19 protein-coding genes are annotated in these 18895 nt (G+C 59.0%); 3 read left to right on the top strand and 16 right to left on the bottom strand.

Features of this window, described 5'->3' with window-relative positions:
* Window positions 1-64: 64 nt before the first annotated feature.
* The 6 genes from CKW15_RS18170 to minC all read right to left on the bottom strand — a co-directional run bounded on the left by CKW15_RS18170 (window position 65) and on the right by minC (window position 5278).
* Window positions 65-1354, bottom strand: a complete 1290-nt coding sequence (locus CKW15_RS18170; protein ID WP_095059319.1) for a M18 family aminopeptidase — start codon at window positions 1352-1354, stop codon at window positions 65-67.
* Between the two features lie 86 nt (window positions 1355-1440).
* Window positions 1441-2283, bottom strand: a complete 843-nt coding sequence (locus CKW15_RS18165) for a hypothetical protein (RefSeq protein WP_095059361.1) — start codon at window positions 2281-2283, stop codon at window positions 1441-1443.
* 156 nt (window positions 2284-2439) lie between these two features.
* Window positions 2440-3075 carry an RluA family pseudouridine synthase gene (locus tag CKW15_RS18160; protein WP_053156990.1) on the bottom strand — a complete coding sequence of 212 codons (636 nt, stop codon included), beginning with the start codon at window positions 3073-3075 and terminating at the stop codon, window positions 2440-2442.
* A 191-nt stretch (window positions 3076-3266) separates the two neighbouring features.
* Window positions 3267-3521 carry a cell division topological specificity factor MinE gene (gene minE, locus CKW15_RS18155; RefSeq protein WP_007974947.1) on the bottom strand — a complete coding sequence of 85 codons (255 nt, stop codon included), beginning with the start codon at window positions 3519-3521 and terminating at the stop codon, window positions 3267-3269.
* Window positions 3522-3524: 3 nt separating this feature from the next.
* On the bottom strand, window positions 3525-4337 hold the full coding sequence (gene minD, locus CKW15_RS18150) for a septum site-determining protein MinD (RefSeq protein ID WP_090453967.1): 813 nt from the start codon (window positions 4335-4337) through the stop codon (window positions 3525-3527).
* A gap of 203 nt (window positions 4338-4540) precedes the next feature.
* Window positions 4541-5278 carry a septum site-determining protein MinC gene (gene minC / locus CKW15_RS18145; protein WP_095059359.1) on the bottom strand — a complete coding sequence of 246 codons (738 nt, stop codon included), beginning with the start codon at window positions 5276-5278 and terminating at the stop codon, window positions 4541-4543.
* Window positions 5279-5396: 118 nt separating this feature from the next.
* On the opposite strand from minC, the gene CKW15_RS18140 reads away from it, so the two are divergent.
* Window positions 5397-6329, top strand: coding sequence for a lipid A biosynthesis lauroyl acyltransferase (locus CKW15_RS18140; protein ID WP_095059315.1), 933 nt, complete (start codon window positions 5397-5399; stop codon window positions 6327-6329).
* Window positions 6330-6362: 33 nt separating this feature from the next.
* A complete protein-coding gene (locus CKW15_RS18135; RefSeq protein ID WP_095059314.1) occupies window positions 6363-7517 on the top strand; it encodes a patatin-like phospholipase family protein in 1155 nt (384 codons plus the stop codon).
* A gap of 98 nt (window positions 7518-7615) precedes the next feature.
* Here CKW15_RS18135 and CKW15_RS18130 read toward each other — a convergent pair whose 3' ends face one another.
* From CKW15_RS18130 to puuE, 8 genes are all read right to left on the bottom strand, one after another.
* Window positions 7616-8401: an outer membrane protein OmpK gene (locus CKW15_RS18130; RefSeq protein ID WP_095059312.1), complete on the bottom strand. Its 786-nt coding sequence runs from the start codon at window positions 8399-8401 to the stop codon at window positions 7616-7618.
* A gap of 377 nt (window positions 8402-8778) precedes the next feature.
* Window positions 8779-9564 (bottom strand): hypothetical protein, encoded by a 786-nt coding sequence (locus CKW15_RS18125; protein WP_095059357.1) that lies wholly within the window; start codon window positions 9562-9564, stop codon window positions 8779-8781.
* 156 nt (window positions 9565-9720) lie between these two features.
* On the bottom strand, window positions 9721-11079 hold the full coding sequence (locus CKW15_RS18120) for a nucleobase:cation symporter-2 family protein (protein WP_095059309.1): 1359 nt from the start codon (window positions 11077-11079) through the stop codon (window positions 9721-9723).
* Between the two features lie 165 nt (window positions 11080-11244).
* On the bottom strand, window positions 11245-12549 hold the full coding sequence (locus tag CKW15_RS18115; protein WP_095059307.1) for a urate hydroxylase PuuD: 1305 nt from the start codon (window positions 12547-12549) through the stop codon (window positions 11245-11247).
* Between the two features lie 50 nt (window positions 12550-12599).
* A complete protein-coding gene (locus CKW15_RS18110; RefSeq protein WP_095059305.1) occupies window positions 12600-13103 on the bottom strand; it encodes an ureidoglycolate lyase in 504 nt (167 codons plus the stop codon).
* A gap of 123 nt (window positions 13104-13226) precedes the next feature.
* Entirely contained in the window at window positions 13227-14222 is a 996-nt protein-coding gene (alc, locus tag CKW15_RS18105) for an allantoicase (RefSeq protein WP_095059303.1), read from the bottom strand.
* Between the two features lie 86 nt (window positions 14223-14308).
* On the bottom strand, window positions 14309-14824 hold the full coding sequence (gene uraD, locus CKW15_RS18100) for a 2-oxo-4-hydroxy-4-carboxy-5-ureidoimidazoline decarboxylase (RefSeq protein WP_095152555.1): 516 nt from the start codon (window positions 14822-14824) through the stop codon (window positions 14309-14311).
* Window positions 14821-15747 carry an allantoinase PuuE gene (gene puuE, locus CKW15_RS18095; protein WP_095059299.1) on the bottom strand — a complete coding sequence of 309 codons (927 nt, stop codon included), beginning with the start codon at window positions 15745-15747 and terminating at the stop codon, window positions 14821-14823. Before puuE ends, uraD begins: the two co-directional genes overlap by 4 nt.
* 434 nt (window positions 15748-16181) lie before the next feature.
* Between puuE and uraH the strand changes: the two genes are divergently transcribed.
* Window positions 16182-16535 (top strand): hydroxyisourate hydrolase, encoded by a 354-nt coding sequence (gene uraH, locus CKW15_RS18090; RefSeq protein ID WP_003223171.1) that lies wholly within the window; start codon window positions 16182-16184, stop codon window positions 16533-16535.
* Between the two features lie 210 nt (window positions 16536-16745).
* On the opposite strand, the gene CKW15_RS18085 is transcribed toward uraH, so the two are convergent.
* Both CKW15_RS18085 and CKW15_RS18080 read right to left on the bottom strand, forming a co-directional pair.
* Window positions 16746-17372 (bottom strand): LysE family translocator, encoded by a 627-nt coding sequence (locus CKW15_RS18085; protein ID WP_053157031.1) that lies wholly within the window; start codon window positions 17370-17372, stop codon window positions 16746-16748.
* 72 nt (window positions 17373-17444) lie between these two features.
* Complete coding sequence (locus tag CKW15_RS18080) at window positions 17445-18794, bottom strand: NCS2 family permease (RefSeq protein WP_095059297.1); 1350 nt, start codon at window positions 18792-18794, stop codon at window positions 17445-17447.
* Window positions 18795-18895: the final 101 nt, after the last annotated feature.

Raw genomic sequence — 18895 nt, 5'->3', positions numbered from 1 at the left:
TATTCAGGCAACCCCCGTCATCGTTCACGTCCATCGCGAGCTCGCTCGCTCCTACAGGGTATGGTTACGGCAACTCTCGGCAGGCGTAGAACGCGCTCAGCACTTTGACCAGGTGAGCCAGGTCATGGCTGCCGCACAGTTCACGGATCGAGTGCATCGCAAACGTCGGCAAGCCGATATCCACGGTGCGTACGCCCAGGTGGCTGGCAGTGATTGGGCCGATGGTCGAGCCGCAACCCATGTCGCTGCGCACCACGAAGCTCTGCACCGGCACTTCTTCAGCCATGCACAGATGGCGGAAGAAACCGGCGGTTTCGCTGTTGGTGGCGTAGCGCTGGTTACTGTTGACCTTGATCACCGGGCCGGCGTTGAGTTTCGGGCCGTGGTTGGCGTCGTGCTTGTCGGCGTAATTAGGGTGCACACCGTGGGCGTTGTCGGCCGAGACCAGCAGGGATTTCTGAATGGTGCGTACGAATTCGTCACCTTCAGGCAACAGGCGACGCAGGGTTTGTTCGAGCATCGGGCCGTCGGCACCGCAGGCCGAGCACGAGCCGACTTCTTCGTGATCGTTGCAAACCAGCACGCAGGTTTCGTCGGTATCTGCCGTGAGCAGCGCTTGCAGGCCGGCGTAGCAGGACAACAGGTTGTCGAGGCGCGCACCGGCGATGAAGTCACCGTGCAAGCCAATGACCGCGGCGCTATGGGTGTCGTAGAAACTCAGCTCGTAATCGAGCACCACGTCGGCGTTCAAACCGTGTTCGCGGGCAAGTTGATCCGTGAGCACGGCGCGGAAGTCCACGCGCTCGTCACCGGCAAATTGCGCGAGGATCGGTGGCAGCTCGGTCTGGGCATTGATCGGCCAACCCATGTTGGCTTCACGATTGAGGTGAATGGCCAGGTTCGGAATGATCGCGATGGGGGCCTTGAAATCGATCAACTGGCTCTCGACCTTGCCGTCACGGCGGAAGGTCACGCGGCCCGCCAGGGACAGGTCACGGTCGAACCACGGGGCCAACAGCGCACCGCCATACACTTCGACGCCCAGTTGCCAGAAACCCTGACGTTGCAGTTCCGGCTGTGGCTTGACCCGCAGGCAGGGACTGTCGGTGTGGGCGCCGACCAGGCGAATGCCGCCGTGCAGCGGCGAGTGACGGCCCATCTTGATCGCGACAATTGAAGAGTCGTTACGGGTGACGTAGTAGCGACCGTTGGTTTCGGTGTTCCACGGTTCGCGTTCGTCGAGGCGTTGATAGCCCGCCGCTTCGAGACGCTGAACCAGGCTGGCGGTGGCATGGAATGGGGTAGGGGAGGCCTTGAGGAAATCGATCAGGCCTTGGTTCAACTCTTCGCGCATAAGCAGCTCCAGACAGCAATGGCGCCAGTTTAACGCATTGGCCCCGCGCATTGGGCAAGTGCTTTCGCAATACCCGGGAGCCTCTGTCAGCCGATGATCAGATTGCCATTAAGGAATATTTCGCGACGTTGTTTGCGGCCAATATGTTCATGCTTGCTCGCGTGGTAGACCTCGTCGAATTTCTGCCGCGATAGGTCCGGAAACTGTCGGATGTGCTCGTCTACAAGGCGATCGTAGTTCGCTTCGGTGATGAGTTTGTAGATGTCCCGGCGATAGAAGAAACCGAGCTGGAAGCCGAGTGTTTCGCTGAAATGATGGGTTTGGTCGGCGAAGCAGTTTTCAAAGTCGATGGCTTTTAGTGGTTGCTGCGGCATTTCGCCGATCATGATGTTGCCAGCCCAGAAATCCATGTGCGTGATGTTCTTTCGGGACAGGGACTGCAACAGCTCGAAGGCGTTCTGAATGAAGGTTTCAACGTCGCCCGGGTTGCGTTTTAGCCACTGCACGCCATCCACATAACCATCGAGCAGGTGCGTGAGAATGAAGTATTCCTGGGTCAATCCCAGTCGGTTTCTGGTGTACCCATAGCCTTGCAGCGGTGGCATTTGTATGCCTCGACGCTGCGCTTCATGGGTATTGATCAGCTCCTCCAGCGGCCAGTCGAATCGCCCATTGCGCTGCGGTTTACCCAGGCTTACCCGGAGTTTGGCCTTGAATGTGTCCAGCGGCTGGACCTTTGCAAACAATGGCGTTTTGCCCGAAACCAATGGTGCGCTTGCACGAGTGAGTTTTTGGGCGCGTCGTTTTTTGATGAGTTGTTCGAGGGCCTGACGTGCTTCGATGCTCAGCTGTTCACTCAGGTGAAGGGTCGTGCTGCCGAAAACAAAGGTCACGGGGTAGTCGCATTGGAGCGCTTTACTGCTGAGCACGGGGGCGGCCTGAATGATGTCGGAGTGCCATAATTTTACTTTTGTTTACATTTTTTTGACAATATTTTAACGCTGCTTTTATGTTGTGTTTTTTTGTAACTGAAAATGAAACGCCCTTCAAAGGAAGGGCGTTTTCAGGTGGGGCTCAGGTGTCACTCAAAAAGGTGCGGGACACTCGAAGCGTAAGCGTTCGCCACTTTGCGGGTGCGTGAAGCTGAGCATGCTTGCGTGCAGGCACAGGCGTGGCCAGGCCGCCAGCGCCTGCTCATGTGCATAGAGCCCGTCACCCAGCAGCGGATGGCCGATGGAAAGCATGTGCACGCGCAACTGGTGGGAGCGGCCAGTGATCGGGGTGAGCTCGACACGGCACCAGTCGCCGCACCGCTCCAGCACACGCCAGAACGTCAGGGCATGTTTGCCGAACTCATGATCGACCACGTGGCGTGGCTTGGTGGGCGGGTCGTAGCGCAGGGGCAGATCGATACTGCCGCTGTCCAGTTCCGGTTGACCCCAGCACAGGGCGGTGTAGGCCTTTTCGGTTTCGCGGTCGTGAAATTGCCGAGACAGCTCGCGATGGGTGTCCGGGTCACGGGCCAGCAAAATGATGCCGGAGGTTTCCCAGTCCAGTCGATGGACAATTCGTGCTTCCGGGTAGCCGTTTTCCTGCAGGCGGGTAATCAGGCAGTCCTTGTTGTCATCGGCCCGGCCAGGGACCGAGAGCAACAGGGTTGGCTTGTTCACCACCAGTACGGCAGCGTCCTCATGGAGGATGTGGATGTTGGACAGCGGCATTAAAACAGCCTCGTAACAAATGCCAACGGCGGCTCGATCATTTGACGCCCTGCCTGTAGGAGCTGGCTTGCCAGCGATGGCATCAATGCGTTGTAACAGTTACAACGCGCTGCTTGCATCGCCGGCAAGCCGGCTCCTACAAAAAAGGGGCGCCCAAATGATCGAGCCGCCGTGGCTCCTGTCGGATCGACTCAGCGATCTGGCAGGGTGATATTGAGTTCCAGAATCGAGCAGCTGCCCTGGCTTTCCAGAGCGACATGCACGTCATCGGACCCGATATTGACGTACTTGCGGATTACCTCGACCAGTTCCTTCTGCAAGGCCGGCAGGTAGTCCGGGGTACTGCGTTGGCCGCGTTCGTGCGCCACGATAATCTGTAGACGCTCTTTCGCTACCGACGCGGTGCTTTGCTTTTTGTTGGCACGAAAGAAGTCAAAAAGGTTCATTGCTTAGTTGCCTCCAAACAGGCGCTCGAAGAATCCCTTCTTCTGTACATCAAGGAATCGATGATCCACGGTCTTGCCCAGCAGGCGATCTACGGTGTCGCTGTAGGCCTGGCCGGCATCGCTCTGGTCGTCGAGAATCACCGGAACGCCCTGGTTGGATGCCTTGAGCACCGCCTGGGATTCAGGGATCACGCCGAGCAGGGTCACCGAGAGGATATCCTTGACGTCTTCTACGCCGAGCATTTCGCCTTTGCTCACACGTTCCGGGTGATAACGGGTAATCAGCAGGTGTTCCTTGATCGGGTCTTCGCCGCGTTCGGCGCGACGGGACTTGCTGGCCAGCAGGCCGAGCATGCGGTCGGAATCTCGAACCGAGGACACTTCCGGGTTGGTCACGACAATCGCTTCATCGGCGAAGTACATGGCCAGGTGGGCGCCTTTCTCGATGCCGGCCGGGGAATCGCAGACCACGAACTCAAAGTCTTCCTTGAGTTGCATCAGGACTTTTTCCACGCCTTCGACGGTCAGCGCGTCTTTGTCGCGAGTCTGGCTGGCGGCCAGCACGTAGAGGTTTTCCAGGCGCTTGTCTTTGATCAGGGCCTGTTGCAGGTTGGCTTCGCCGTTGACCACGTTGACGAAGTCATACACTACGCGGCGCTCGCATCCCATGATCAGGTCAAGGTTACGCAAGCCCACGTCGAAGTCGACGATCACTGTTTTGTGGCCGCGCAGAGCGAGGCCGGTACCGATAGCGGCGCTGGTGGTGGTCTTACCCACACCACCCTTGCCGGATGTAACCACGAGAATCTTGGCCAAGGTGTTTCACCCCTAAGGAAAAAGGACTTTTTTAGCCCCTGAAAAACATCTCTTTAAAAACTACTGCAGTCGGACAGCCTTGGCTGGAATTGGGTTTTGAGCGATGCCTACCCCCGGTAAACACTGCTGTTGACCTTTTTCCTACTTCGTTTGAGCCGTTTTCGCTACGTTTTCGAGATGCTTGGAAAATGCGGCAGTATCCGTTAAAGACGAATGATGTTCAACACATCGCCCGATAGGCTGACTTGCACGCCCGAACCCCACAGCGGGTCGCGGCGCAGGTCCTCGGAAACCTTGTAATGGCCTGCAATCGAGATCAATTCAGCGCTCATTTGCTGGCAGAAAATCCTTGCCTTCTTGTCACCCTTGACACCAGCCAGCACGCGACCACGCATCGGCCCGTATACATGGATGTTGCCATCGGCGAGAAGTTCCGCCCCCGGGCTGACCGAGGAGATCACCACCAGATCGCTGCCCTGGGCATAAATCTGCTGGCCACCGCGTACTGGCGAAGTGATGATTTTCGTCGGCTTGATGGTCGGCTCGGGCGGTTTTTCCGGTTTTTTCTTCGGTTCGCCTTCGATCAGGTCCAGGGGGCGTTCCCGGGCACCGGACGGTGGCAACACCGGCAAGTCGACCGCAATGGCGGCGGCGATGTCTTCGATGCGGCTGGCGCGGATCGCCAGGGTACGCAGGCCATGCTGGCGGCAAACGCGCATCAGCCCCGGCAGATCGACGGCACCTTCACTGGCCGGGAGTTTGTCCAGGGCCAGTACCAGCGGCGCGTTGCTGAAGAAGTTGGGTGCCTGGGCGACCTTGGCGGCCAGCTGCCGATCAAGGCTTTCGAGGTCGTTACGGGCCAGTTCCAGCACCGTAATGGCCAGCATGCTGCCCTTTAACTGGAACACGGGATCTTGGTCTAGCTGTTCGGTTTGGCTCATGGTCGGCATACAACGACTTGTCACTAAAAGTGCCGAGACTTATAACGAGAACGCCCGCAGGCCGCAAGCCGGGTCGAACGATGTAGAATGCGCGGCCATTGTCATTCCGGAAGCATTAATGGACCGCCCGCGTTTTCAAAAAGCATTTCTATCTCCACGTTTCTGGCCGCTGTGGTGTGGCTTGGGGCTGTTGTGGCTGATCGTCCAGTTGCCGTATCCGGCATTGCTGTGGACCGGTCGCGCCCTGGGTGCGTTGATGTATCGCGTGGCCGGCGACAGACGGCGCATTGCCAGGCGCAACCTGGAACTGTGTTTTCCTGAAATGACCGCTGCCGAGCGCAAACACCTGCTCAAGGAAAACTTCGCCTCGACCGGCATCGCTTTTTTTGAAATGGCGATGAGCTGGTGGTGGTCGCGCAAACGGCTGGCGAGCCTGGCACACATCGAAGGGCTGGAGCATTTGCAGCAGGCCCAGCGTGAGGGCCGGGGCGTGATTCTGATGGCACTGCATTTCACCACGCTGGAAATCGGCGCGGCGCTGCTCGGCCAGAAGCACACCATTGATGGCATGTACCGCGAGCACAAGAACCCGTTGTTCGATTACATCCAGCGTCAGGGTCGTGAACGGCACAACCTCGATTCGCTGGCGATTGAGCGTGAAGACGTGCGCGGCATGCTCAAGTTGCTGCGCTCGGGTCGGGCGATCTGGTACGCACCGGATCAGGACTACGGCGCCAAGCAAAGCATCTTCGTGCCGCTGTTCGGCATCCAGGCCGCCACCGTGACGGCCACCAGCAAGTTTGCGCGGCTGGGCAAGGCGCTGGTGGTGCCGTTCACCCAGGAGCGTCTGGCGGATGGCAGCGGTTATCGTCTGGTGATCCATGCGCCGCTCGAGGGCTTCCCCGGCGAAACCGAAGAGGCCGACTGCCTGCGCATCAACCAATGGATCGAAAGCGTCCTGCGCGAGCATCCCGAGCAATACCTGTGGGCGCATCGCCGCTTCAAAAGCCGTCCACCGGGTGAGCCCAAGTTGTACGCCAAGCGCGGTTGAGTAACCGTTTCCCAAGCACCATGGAGCGTTGCGATGAGTTCTGCTGAACCGGTTACAGGGTTGATTCTTTCCGGCGGCGGGGCTCGGGCGGCGTATCAGGTCGGGGTGCTGGCGGCAATCGCCGAATTGCTGCCGCCGGGAGCGCGCAATCCGTTTCCGGTGATCGTCGGCACCTCGGCGGGCGCGATCAACGCCGTCAGCCTCGCCAGTGGGGCGATGGACTTTCGGGGCGCCATCGAGCGCCTGACGGCCTTCTGGCAGGGTTTTCGCAGTCATCTGGTGCTGCGCAGTGACTGGCCCGGGGTGATCGGCCAGGCCAGTCGTTTTGTCAGCCACAGCTTGTTAGGCATCGGCGCTCAGGTGCCGGTGGCGTTGCTCAACAGTTCACCGCTGCGGGATTTGCTCAACGACAAATTGCACATGAACGGCATCGCCGAAGCCATTGCCCAGCAGCAGTTGCAGGCCGTGGCGGTGACGGCGTTCGGCTATGAGTCGGGTCAAGCGGTCACCTTCTATCAGGGCGGTGGAAAAATCGACGCCTGGCTGCGCCATCGGCGTGTTGGCGTTCCGACCCAGTTGTCCGTTGATCATTTGCTCGCCAGTTCGGCTATTCCGCTGTTGTTTGCCCCGGTGAAGATCGGCGCAGAGTATTTCGGCGATGGCGCGGTTCGCCAATCGGCACCGATCAGCCCGGCGTTGCATCTGGGCGCGAGCCGGGTGCTGGTGGTGGGTGTCAGCGGCAACCCCCGCGGCGTCGACCCCGAGCAACCCTTGCTGCGTACGTACACCGGTCAGCAGCCAACCCTGGCGCAAATCGGCGGGCACATGCTCAACAGTACCTTCATTGATAGCCTGGAAAGCGATATCGAACTGTTGCAACGCCTGAACCAGTTCAGTCACCTGATGCCCGACGGCACGCCGATCCGTGCGCTGGGTGTGGCGCCCGTGGAGGTACTGGTGATTTCACCTAGCCAGCCGATCGACGAGATTGCTGCGCGTCATCGCCAAGAGCTGCCGGCGGCGTTGCGTCTATTTTTGCGTGGGCCGGGTGCGACCAAGACCAGCGGGGCGGGGGTGCTGAGTTATCTGCTGTTCGAGGCGGGGTATTGCGGCGAGTTGATTGAGTTGGGGCGCAGGGATGCGCTCGCCAAGAAGGGCGAGTTGTGCCGGTTTCTGGGGTTGATTTAGGGGCGAGCAAGCTCGCGATGGACGTTAACGATGACGCTGGGAGCCTGACCCCCCGTGGCGTTCTCTAGTTCATCGCGAGCAGGCTCGCTCCTACAGGATCAGAAGTGAACCTTGACCAGGAAGCTGGTCACGCTCTGATCGGTCTTGAAGCCCTGGCTGTCTTCAATCCCGTACTTGTTTTTCCAGTAGTCATACTCGACACCGACGTACAGTTGCTTGGCACCCAGGTTCAGCGCCTTGCCCAGGTCATATTTGACCTGTGGGTTGAAGTGCAGGTTGGCGTGGTATTCGCCTTCGTCGTTCACATCGTTGTCGACGACCCAGTCCATGTAGCCGTCGATCAGGATGTTCGAATCTCCGACCGGGACGGTGTAGGACCAAACGGGTGTGACCTGCCAGACATCGTCACCCGGACGGCCGCCCTCGGTGTGACGGTTGTAGAAGTTCAACTGGAAGTAGTCGAAGCCAGGAATGGCCAGGTCGAAACCAGGACCTACCAGGTACGATTCGGTGTCGTCTTCGCCAAACTCATAAGTCATGGCCAGCAAGACGTCCTTGATTGGGCCGAACTCGAATTTCTGGTCGAAAATCTTGCCGAACGACAGGCGCGGCTGGAACTCACCGTAGTGGGTGTTTTCTCCGGCGTAGTAGTCTTCTTCGCCGTTGTAGAAGATCTTGTCGATGAAGAAGAAGTTGTCGCCGTATTTCCAGCCATCGGCGTGCTCGAAGGTCACCGTCTGCTGGATGCGCGGGTTGACCTGGAAGTCCTTGCCGTAAAGGTAGGTCAGACTGTTGTCCTGCCATTGCAGCCACTCGCCGGCCATGGCTTGGCCCCCGGCCAGCATCGACCCTGCCAGCATCAGGCTAGTGCACGTACGTTTCATTCGGTTGCTCCCAAAAAGTAGGTGGTTCCACGTTATTTTTTTATGGTCGGCGCTCTGGTGTGACGCCTGTTCTTGCAGCATTAAACGATCATCCATTCGGTCAGCTTTATTGCGCTGCGCAACAGCTGTGCCAAGGCTTTCAAAAAGCAAAAAAACTCCCGTTCGACGGCCCGGGAGCAGTCGATTGAGAGTGTTTTTGGGTTGCCTTGATACCGTCCAGGGCCGGGATAAGCTGGCTTTCTGGTCAGGATTTACATCCGGGCTTTTTTTTAAACCGGATTCGGGCGGCCGCGGAGAATACTGACTCCTCGGCCAGGTCTCAAGTGCTCCGCAATGGCGCGCCGATGACACGGTTTGGGCGCTATTGCGAGGCAGCATCAGAAATGCACCTTCACCAGCAAGCTGGTGGTGTTTTCATTCGTGTCGAAGTTCTGGGTGTTTTGGATGCCGTACTTGTCTTTCCAATAGCTGTACTCGGCGCCGACATACACCTGTTTCTCACGCCAGCCGAAGGCTTTGCCCAGGTCGTATTTGATTTGCGGGTTAACGTGGACGTTGGCGTGGTAGGTGCCGTTTGAGTTCTGGTCGTTATCCACGACCCAGTCGATGTAGCCATCGATCAACAAGTTCGATTTGCCCAATGGAAGGGTGTAGGACCAGGCGGGTGTGATCTGCCAGACATCATCGCCGGGGCGCGAACCCTCGGTCTGGCGGTTATAGAAGTTCAAGGTGAAGAAGTTGAAGCCTGGTACCGCGAGGTCGAAACCGGGGCCAATCAGGTAGGCCTCGGTGTCGTCTTCGCCGTTCTCGTAGGTCATGGCCAGCAGCACGTCCTTGATCGGGCCGAATTCGAAACGACGGTCGAAGATCTTGCCGAAAGAGAGGCGCGGGCTGAACTCGCCGTAATAGGCGTGGACGCCTTTGTTTCGGTCTTTCTCGCCGTTGTAGTAGGTGCTGTCGATGAACATGAAGTTATCGCCGTACTTCCAGCGGTCGGCGTGCTCGAAAGTTATCGTCTGCTGGATCGACGGGTTGACCGCGAAATCCTTGCCATACAGATAACTCAGGCTGTTGGTCTGCCACAGCAGTAGATCGCCGGCCATGGCTTGACTCGCGGCCAGCAGGCCAGCACTCAACAGCAGGTTGGTTTGTGTCCGTATCATCTGTTGCTCCCTCTTGTTTTTATTTTTCAGGCGCAGGCAAACCCTGACCTTGTAGGAGCCGGCTTGCTGGCGAAGGGTCCAGAACATCCAGCATCGATGTCGTCCGGTACATCGTCTTCGCCAGCAAGCCGGCTCCTACAGGGTTTGCGTTTTTTCTTAGTGCGAGTGGGCCTGGCAATCGTTGATGGCCGCGCGTTCTGCGCCGCCGAGGATGTTGAACAGCAGGTTCAGTGTCAGCGCACTGAGCGTGGCCATGGCGATACCGCTGTGGGTGATCGGGCTCATCCACAATGGCAGGTGGGCGAAAAACTCCGGACGCACCACCGGGATCAGGCCCATGCCGATGCTCACCGCCACCAGCAATTGATTGCGACGGTCACCGATGTCCGCTTCCTGGAGAATCTTGATTCCGGTGGCGGCAACCATGCCGAACATCGCAATCGCTGCACCACCCAGCACCGCGGGTGGAATCGAGGCCACCAGGAACGCGGCTTTGGGCAGCAGGCTCAAGACGATCAGCAAGCCGCCGGCGACGATGGTCACCGAACGGCAACGCACGCCGGTCATCTGCACCAGGCCGATGTTCTGGGCGAAAGAGGAGTGGGTGAAGGTGTTGAAGAACCCGGCGAAGAACGAGGCGCCGGCGTCACACAGCAAGCCACGACGCAGCATGCGCGGGCAGACTTCCTGGCCGGTGATCTTGCCCAGCGCGAGGAACATCCCGGTGGACTCGACAAAAATGATCACCACCACGAGGCACATCGAGAGGATCGGCGCGAGTTCGAATTTCGGCATGCCGAAATGCAGCGGGGTGACGAATTGCAGCCATGGCGCTTGATCCATGCCGCTCAGGTCGACCATGCCGATCAGGCCGCAGAGCACGTAGCCCAGGCACATGCCGATCAGGACAGAGATGTTGACCCAGAAGCCGCGCATGAAACGATGCACCAACAGAATGGTGCCCAGCACCAGTGCGGCAATGGCCAGATAAATGGGGGATCCGAATTGAGTGGCACTCGCACCGCCACCGGCCCAATTCACGGCCACGGGGAACAGCGACAAACCGATCGAGGTGATGACCGTGCCGGTCACCAGCGGTGGGAAGAAGCGTACGACTTTGGACATGAACGGCGCGATGATCATGCCGAAGAACCCGGCGGCGATGGTTGCGCCGAAGATCCCTTGCAGACCGATCCCGGGCATGCCGGCCATGGCGACCATGCTGCCGACGGCGGCGAAGCTGGCGCCCATCATCACCGGCATGCGGATGCCCATGGGGCCGATACCGAGGGACTGGACGATGGTGGCGATCCCGGCGACCAGCAGGTCGGCGTTGATCAGAAAGGCGATTTCTTCACGACTCAGGCCAGCGGCCTGTCCGATGATCAGCGGCACCGCGATGGCGCCACCGTACATCAGCAGAACATGTTGCAAACCGACCAGGATCAGTTGCAAAAGGGGCAAACGCTGAATGGCGGGTGCGTCGGGGATGCGCGCTGCGGATAGCTCGGACATGCAACACCTCGGATCTTTTTTATTCTTTTGATTTTGTGCGTCAGGCAACCGCTGCGCGGTTGATCGCCAGCAAGCAGGCTCCTACAGGTTTTGGGTCGGTCGCTTCATTTGTGAACGACATAAATCCGTAGGAGCCGGCTTGCTGGCGATGCTTTTAACGATGAATCAGTTGGTCTGGGCTCCCTGCGCAATCCACGCACCGATCAGGTCACGTTCCTGCTGGGTCATCTGCGTGATGTTGCCCAGTGGCATGATCTGGCTGGTGACGGCTTGCGCCTGAATCCGCGCTGCGTTCTGGCGGATCTGCTCGGGGGTGTCGAACATCACACCGGCAGGGGCCGCACTGAACAGCGGGCTGGTTGGCTTGGCCGAATGGCAAACCGAGCAACGTTCCTGAATCACGCTGTGCACCTTGCCGAAACCGGGACCGGCGTTGGATGCCTGAGCCGGAGCGGTTGCAGGTGTCTCGGCAGGTTTGGCTTCAGCCGGTTTCAAGCCACCGCCCACTGCAGTTTCCGGCAATGGCTGGTACTCGATGGCAGCAGGGGCCTTGGCCACTTCAGGGGCGCTGGACATCGGCTTCGGACCGGACACATAAGCCAGGCAGATCATGCCCACCGCTGCCACCGGCAGGGTCCAGGCAAACTTGTGGCTGTCGTGACGGGTGTTGAAGTAGTGACGCACCAACACGGCCAGTACCGCGATCCCGGCCAGGATCAACCAGTTGTACTGGCTGCCGTAGGTGCTCGGGAAGTGGTTGCTGATCATGATGAACAGCACGGGCAAGGTGAAGTAGTTGTTGTGACGCGAACGCAGCAGGCCTTTGGCCGGCAGGGCCGGATCCGGCGTGCGGTTCTCGGCAATCGCCGCCACCAGCGCGCGTTGCGCCGGCATGATGATGCGGAACACGTTGCCGACCATGATGGTGCCGATGATCGCGCCGACGTGCAGGTACGCACCCCGACCGCTGAACACTTTGCTGAAGCCGTAGGCCGCGGCGATGATCAGGACGAACAGGATTGCGCCGAGCAGGGCAGGGCGTTTGCCCAGGACCGAGTCGCACAGGAAGGAGTAGATGAACCAGCCGATGAACAGCGAGCCGATACCGATGGCCACGCCTTCAGGCCCGCTCAGGGTGCTGCCCGGAGCCAGCAGGTAGAGCGTCGGGTTGGAGTAGAACACCACGCACAGCAGCGCGATACCCGACAACCAGGTGAAGTAGGCTTCCCATTTGAACCAGTGCAGGTTGTCCGGCATGGTCGGTGGAGCCAGTTTGTATTTTTCCAGGTGGTAGATACCGCCGCCGTGGATCGCCCACAAATCACCGGCCAGACCGCTTTTCGGGTTGACCCGATTGAGGTTGTTTTCCAGCCAGACGAAATAGAACGACGCACCGATCCAGGCCACGCCAGTAATCATATGAACCCAGCGCACGCTTAGGTTCAGCCATTCCAACAGATGTGCTTCCACAGTCTTTACCTCTCGCCTGTCACTCTGTTGTCGAGTGATCAGACCTTCTCTTATTGGTGGGGGGCGAGGATCAAACGCTCATCCTCTTTGAAAAAATGCTCATCGCAGTTATTGCCTGTGCCACTGCGATCAACCACCAGGAAGTCATCCCGCTTTTCGATCGTCAGCACCGGGTGGTGCCAAACGCCGCGATGGTAATTGATGCCCTGCCTGCCGTTGGTGACGAAGGCGCGGACCAAGCCTGATACAGGTGCATCGCCAACGGGCGCGACCACGATCAGAAAGGGGTTGCCGAGCAGTGGAATGAAAGCCTGACTGCCCAGCGGATGGCGCTCCAGCATGCTGACGGTCAGCGGCATGTCCTGCGCGTCGGCGCGGAAGATGCTGATGATCGCGTTATCCTCTGGCTTGGCGGTTTCGACCGTGGCCAGTTTATGGAAGCGCATGGTCGAACCGTTGTTGATCATGAAGTGATCGCTGCCGTCGGTTTCGATCACGTCACCGAAAGGGGCGAAGGCTTCTTTGGTCAGCGGTTCAATCGTTAATGTGCGCATGCTGTTCTACTTAATCTCAAATGTGTTGGTGTGCAGCTTTTGTAGGAGTCCGGCTTGCCGGCGATGGCGTCGGTAAGGGCGCCATCACCAGCAAGCCGACTCCTACAGGTTTCCCATCAGCGCTTATTTAGCGACCTTGCCCAAAACGCGCAGGCGGCTCACACCACCATCCGGGAACACGTTCAGGCGGATGTGGGTGATCGGGCCCAGTGCCTTGATCTGCTCGGCGAAGGTGTGCTCAGCGTGCATTTCCAGTTTTTGTGCTGGCAACAGTTCACGCCAGAACAGCGACTGGGTTTCGATCTGGCTGTCGGTACCGCCCTTCACGAACGCGCCCTGGATCGAGCAGGTGTCCGGGTAGTTGCCTTTGAAGTGCAGGGTGTCGACGATGACTTTCTCGATCTCGCCCGGGTGACCCAGCGCGACGATGACCCAGTCATTGCCCGGTGTACGACGACGTGCAGTTTCCCAGCCGTCGCCCATGTTGATGCCACGGCCCGGGTTGAGGATGTTGCTCATGCGGCCGAAGTGTTCGTCGGAGCAGGCGAGGGCGCGGCCACCGTTGAGGGCTGCGGCCAGGTCGACTTGCTCATTGTCACCGACAGCGGACCAGTCGCGGAACGGAATGCCGTACACGCGCAGGCGGGCCACGCCACCATCCGGGTAGATGTTGAAGCGCAGGTGGCTGAACGACTGGTCGTTGTTGATTTCGTGGAAGTGGTGGCTGTTGCCTTGCAGCTCGACGGCGGACAGCACTTCAGTCCACTGGGTGTTTTCATCAGGCTCGCCCGAGGCCAGGAAGCAGGCTTCCAGAGAGGCCGATGGCGGGAAGTTGCCGGTGAAGAATGAAGTGTCGATGTCGACGCCCTTGATCGAACCGGGCACGCCCAGGCGGATCACTGCGCTGTCGAAGCCTTCGAAGCGCTTGCGGCGCGATTCCCAGCCGTCCATCCACTTGCCGTTGTCATCGAACACGCCCTCCTTCCATACGGCCGGGGTCGGTTGGAACAGACGGTTGGCGTCTGCGAACCAGTCATCGGTGACCGAGATGATTTTGGTGCCCAGGCGGGCGTCGGCCAGGTTGACGAACTTCTCGAAAGGTACGGCGTAAGCTTTCATTCTTCTTGTCTGCCTTTAAATAAGTGGCTTGGGATGCTTGCAGTGCCCTGGGTGTTTTCGCGTTTTTAACACTCGGGCAAGGCTCGCTATAGGGTCAGTAAACGGAACAACGCAATCTTGTTGATCTCGGCCAGCGCGCATTTGAATTCGGTATCGACCGAGTTGTGAATGCGCGTTTCGAACGCTGCGAGGATCTGATGCCGGTTGCTGCCTTTTACCGCCATGATGAAGGGAAACTTGAACTTGGCTTTGTAGGCGTCGTTCAGCTCGGTGAAGCGTTGGAACTCTTCGGCCGTGCATTGGTGAATACCGGCGCCAGCCTGTTCATTGGTGCTGGCTTCGGTCAGTTGGCCCTGGACGGCGGCTTTGCCGGCCAGGTCCGGGTGAGCGACGACCAGCTCAAGCTGGCTTTCATGATCGGCGCTCAACAGGATGTCGCTCATGCGCTGGTGCAGGGTTTCGATCTGGTCGATCGAAGCGTCCTGGCCCAGGTCGAAGGCCTTCTCGGCCACCCATGGCGAATGTTCGTAGATGTCGGCGAAAGCGGCAACGAAGGCATCGCGGCTCAGGGTCGAAGGTTTAACGGTTTGAAAGGTGCTCATTGGGCGGCCCCTGTGTACGGGTGGGTTTCTTGCCAGTGACGTGCGATGTCGACGCGACGGCTGAACCACACCTGTTCATGACTTTTAGCGTATTCGATAAAGCGCTTGAGCGACGCCAGACGCGCCGGACGGCCGATCAGGCGGCAGTGCAGGCCGATCGAAAGCATTTTCGGGGCGTCGCGGCCTTCGGCGTACAGCACGTCGAACGCGTCTTTGAGGTATTCGAAGAAATCGTCGCCCTTGTTGAAACCCTGGACCTGGGTGAAGCGCATGTCGTTGGTGTCCAGCGTGTACGGGATCACCAAGTGCGGCTTGCCGGTCGGGTTGTTCGGTTCCCAGTAGGGCAGGTCGTCGTCGTAGGTGTCGCAGTCGTAGAGGAAACCGCCTTCTTCCATCACCAGGCGACGGGTGTTCGGGCCGGTGCGGCCGGTGTACCAGCCCAGTGGGCGTTCGCCGGTGATTTCGGTGAGGATGCGGATTGCTTCGAGCATGTGCTCGCGTTCCTGGGCTTCGTCCATGTACTGGTAGTCGATCCAGCGATAGCCGTGGCTGCAGATCTCGTGCCCGGCATCGACCATGGCGCGGATCACGTCCGGGTGGCGCTGGGCAGCCATGGCCACGGCGAAGATGGTCAGCGGGATGTCGAATTCCTTGAACAGTTTCAGAATCCGCCAGACGCCGGTGCGGCTGCCATACTCGTAAAGGGATTCCATGCTCATGTTGCGCTCGCCTTGCAGCGGTTGAGCGGAAACCATTTCCGAGAGGAAGGCTTCAGACTCTTTGTCACCGTGCAGGATATTGCGCTCACCACCTTCTTCGTAATTGAGCACGAACGACAGGGCGATGCGGGCATTGCCCGGCCAGTGTGGATGCGGAGGGTTACTGCCGTAACCGACCAGGTCGCGTGGGTAGTCAGCGCTCACTGCAGTTTTCCTTCTTGTTCGGTGATATCGGTGGGTGTGACGCACCTTGGGTGGAGATGGCAGGCTGGCGTCACAGCGATGTGGTGATTGTATACAACTTTATATTCAATTTGTAAGCCTGAATTTTCGCATTTTTCACCAGCTGTCATCTTTTGCTGTTATTGGCGTGAGCCCGCACGAAATCTGCCCGATCCATCAGCTTTTGATTTGAAGGTTCACAATCTGCGGGCTTTAGCGCCAGATTGGCGAAAAATCCAGGGAGGGCGGAAGTGGTGTTAAAAATGTCGTTTTTATTGTGTACAATTTTTTTGAAAAATGTCTTAATCAGTCGCTCGCCGCAGCGTTTCGTGCTTCGAATCGATGCGGTCTCCTTTTCAACTGACTTCGGGAGGCGCGAAGTCTGACTGCTCCACGCAGGCAGGCGCGCAGAATCAATGGGACGTTTGACTACACACGTTTTGGACGCAGCACACGGTTGCCCGGGCAGCTCGATCAAGGTCGAGTTGTACCGCGTTGAAGGTTCGCACCTGGAATTGGTCGCCAGTGCGATAACCAATAGCGATGGTCGTGTCGATGCACCGCTGCTGCAAGGCGATGACTACCGCACCGGGGTCTATCAGGTTCAGTTTCACGCGGGCGATTACTACCGTGCCCGTGGTGTCCAGTTGCCGGAACCTGCTTTCCTGGACGTGGTGGTGCTGCGTTTCGGCATCTCTGCCGAGCAGGATCACTACCATGTGCCGCTGTTGATTTCGCCTTACAGCTACTCCACGTACCGCGGCAGCTGATCCCCCAAGCAGCTGCCACATCCTGGAAGCGACTGCGCATATAGCTTCTTTGGTTTTCGCCCGCTCACACTGCGGGCTTTTTTTCGTCCTTGAGAAAGTGGGTGTCTGGTCTGGCGCCTTCGCTGGCAAGCCAGCTCCTACAGTGTCCGGGTCGTACACAAAACATGTGAACACCTTTGAACCTGTGGGAGCTGGCTGCCAGCGATGCTTTTAACGGCTCAACAGAGATGCAGCACCTGCACCGCTGAACAACCCCGCACTGATCCGGTTGAACCAGCTCTGCCCCTTGCCGCTGCGCAGATACCGCGCCGCGCCATGTGCACCTAGCCCATAGGCCAGCTTGCACGCCAGATCCAGCAGTGTCCAAGTGACGATCATCACCAGCAACTGCGGCAGGAACGGCTGTTCGGCACTCAAGAACTGCGGCAGGAACGCGGCAAAGAACAGAATGTCCTTCGGATTGCTCGCGCCCAGCATGAACGCCCGGCCGAACAGTGCGCGAAAACGCGGTACCGGCGCCGCCTGAGGGACTTCGGCGCCATGGGAGGGCAGGCGCGACTGCTGCCAGCTCTGCCACGCGAGATAGAACAGGTACAGCGCGCCAAGGATTTTCAGGGCGCTGAACAGCTGTTCCGACGCCAGCAGGAGGGCGCCCAGGCCCAGCGCCGAAGCGCTCAACAGGCAGATCGAGGCCGACACGCCGCCGAGAAACGCCGGGTAGGAACGGCGCAAGCCGTAATTGAGGCTGTTGCTGATCATCAGTAACGACAGCGGCCCCGGGATCAGGATCACTATCAGTGCAGCACCGCTGAACAACAACCAGGTTTCCAGACTCATCACTTTCCTCCATTTGCACAAAAGCCCCACCCGACGGGGTGAGGCTGTTTCCAAGCGTGTACTGCGGGTGGTTTACAGGAAGATGAACTTGGCGATGAAGATCGCGCAGAGCACCCACAGGCTGACAGAAATTTCCTTGTACTTGCCGGTACCGGCCTTCATCGCCACGTAGGTGATGAAGCCCAGCGCGATACCATCGGCGACCGAGAAGGTCAGTGGCATCATGATCGCGGTGACGATTGCCGGGATGCTGTCGGTGGCTTCGTCCCACTCGATGTGGGCCATGCCGCCCATCATCAGCATCGCTACGTAAATCAGAGCGCCAGCGGTTGCGTAGGCAGGGATCATGCCGGCCAGCGGAGCAAAGAACATGGCCGCAATGAATAGCACACCCACGGTCACAGCGGTAAGACCCGTCCGACCACCCGCCGCGACACCGGCCGCGCTTTCTACATAGCTGGTCACTGGCGGAACGCCGACCACCGCGCCAAACACGCTGGAAGCACTGTCGGCTTTCATTGCGCGGGAGAGGTTTTCGATCTTGCCGTCAGCGCCCACCAGGTTGGCGCGTTGGGCAACACCCATCAGGGTGCCGGCGGTGTCGAACATGTGTACGAAGAGGAATGCCAGGACCACGCTGACCATGCTGATGTTGAACACACCCGCAACGTTCATGGCCATCCAGGTCGGCGCCAGGCTAGGCGGCGCAGACATGATGCCCTCGTAGTGCACCAGGCCCAGACCCCAACCGGCCAGGGTCACAGTGATGATGCTGATGAGGATCGCGCCGAACACTTTGTGATAGCTGAGGATGGCGATCATCAGGAAGCAGACGGCGGCGAGCAGCGGGCCGGGTTCGCGCAGCGAGCCGAGCTTGATCAGGGTGGCCGGGCTGTCGACGACGATACCCGCGGTTTTCAGACCGATCAGGCCCAGGAACAGACCCACACCGGCGCCCATGGCAAAGCGCAGGCTGACCGGGATGCTGTTGAGCAGCCATTCACGAATCCGCGAGAAGGTCAGGATCATGAACAACACGCCGGAAACGAATACCGCGCCAAGCGCGGTTTCCCAGTTGTAGCCCATGGTGCCCACCACGGTGTAGGTAAAGAAAGCGTTCAGCCCCATGCCCGGTGCCAGACCAACCGGCCAGTTGGCGTACAGGCCCATCAGCAGGCAGCCCAGCGCTGCGGCGATGCAGGTGGCGACAAATGCCGCACCGTGATCGATGCCGGCGTCGGCCATGATGTTCGGGTTGACGAAGATGATGTAAGCCATTGTGATGAAGGTTGTCAGACCGGCAATCAGCTCGGTCTTCACCGTGGTGCCATGCAAGCTGAGTTTAAACAGACGTTCTAGCAAGCCATTGCGTGATGGCGGCGAAAGATCCAGCGTCGATGCTTCGGATTTGCGGCTTTCCACAGCGAGTACTCCTCAAGAGTTTTATTTTTATTTCCAGGGCCGGACCCATGAGGGTGGCAGCGGCCCTTTGAGGCACTTGCGAACTTGTTGACCGCTTGGTC

The sequence above is a fragment of the Pseudomonas sp. Irchel s3b5 genome (genome assembly GCF_900187435.1).
In the GTDB taxonomy this organism is placed as follows: Bacteria; Pseudomonadota; Gammaproteobacteria; order Pseudomonadales; family Pseudomonadaceae; genus Aquipseudomonas.
This window is presented reverse-complemented; position numbering and strand designations above follow the sequence as displayed.

Excerpts from the sequence above, each read along its gene's own strand:
- uraD (WP_095152555.1), bottom strand. The coding sequence starts at position 14,824 with ATGAGCACCTTTCAAACCGTTAAACCTTCGACCCTGAGCCGCGATGCC.
- minE (WP_007974947.1), bottom strand. The coding sequence starts at position 3,521 with ATGAACCTTTTTGACTTCTTTCGTGCCAACAAAAAGCAAAGCACCGCG.
- CKW15_RS18085 (WP_053157031.1), bottom strand. The coding sequence starts at position 17,372 with ATGAGTCTGGAAACCTGGTTGTTGTTCAGCGGTGCTGCACTGATAGTG.
- minC (WP_095059359.1), bottom strand. The coding sequence starts at position 5,278 with ATGAGCCAAACCGAACAGCTAGACCAAGATCCCGTGTTCCAGTTAAAG.
- alc (WP_095059303.1), bottom strand. The coding sequence starts at position 14,222 with ATGAAAGCTTACGCCGTACCTTTCGAGAAGTTCGTCAACCTGGCCGAC.
- CKW15_RS18135 (WP_095059314.1), top strand. The coding sequence starts at position 6,363 with ATGAGTTCTGCTGAACCGGTTACAGGGTTGATTCTTTCCGGCGGCGGG.
- uraH (WP_003223171.1), top strand. The coding sequence starts at position 16,182 with ATGGGACGTTTGACTACACACGTTTTGGACGCAGCACACGGTTGCCCG.
- CKW15_RS18110 (WP_095059305.1), bottom strand. The coding sequence starts at position 13,103 with ATGCGCACATTAACGATTGAACCGCTGACCAAAGAAGCCTTCGCCCCT.
- CKW15_RS18125 (WP_095059357.1), bottom strand. The coding sequence starts at position 9,564 with ATGATACGGACACAAACCAACCTGCTGTTGAGTGCTGGCCTGCTGGCC.
- CKW15_RS18130 (WP_095059312.1), bottom strand. The coding sequence starts at position 8,401 with ATGAAACGTACGTGCACTAGCCTGATGCTGGCAGGGTCGATGCTGGCC.
- CKW15_RS18160 (WP_053156990.1), bottom strand. The coding sequence starts at position 3,075 with ATGCCGCTGTCCAACATCCACATCCTCCATGAGGACGCTGCCGTACTG.
- CKW15_RS18120 (WP_095059309.1), bottom strand. The coding sequence starts at position 11,079 with ATGTCCGAGCTATCCGCAGCGCGCATCCCCGACGCACCCGCCATTCAG.
- CKW15_RS18170 (WP_095059319.1), bottom strand. The coding sequence starts at position 1,354 with ATGCGCGAAGAGTTGAACCAAGGCCTGATCGATTTCCTCAAGGCCTCC.
- CKW15_RS18140 (WP_095059315.1), top strand. The coding sequence starts at position 5,397 with ATGGACCGCCCGCGTTTTCAAAAAGCATTTCTATCTCCACGTTTCTGG.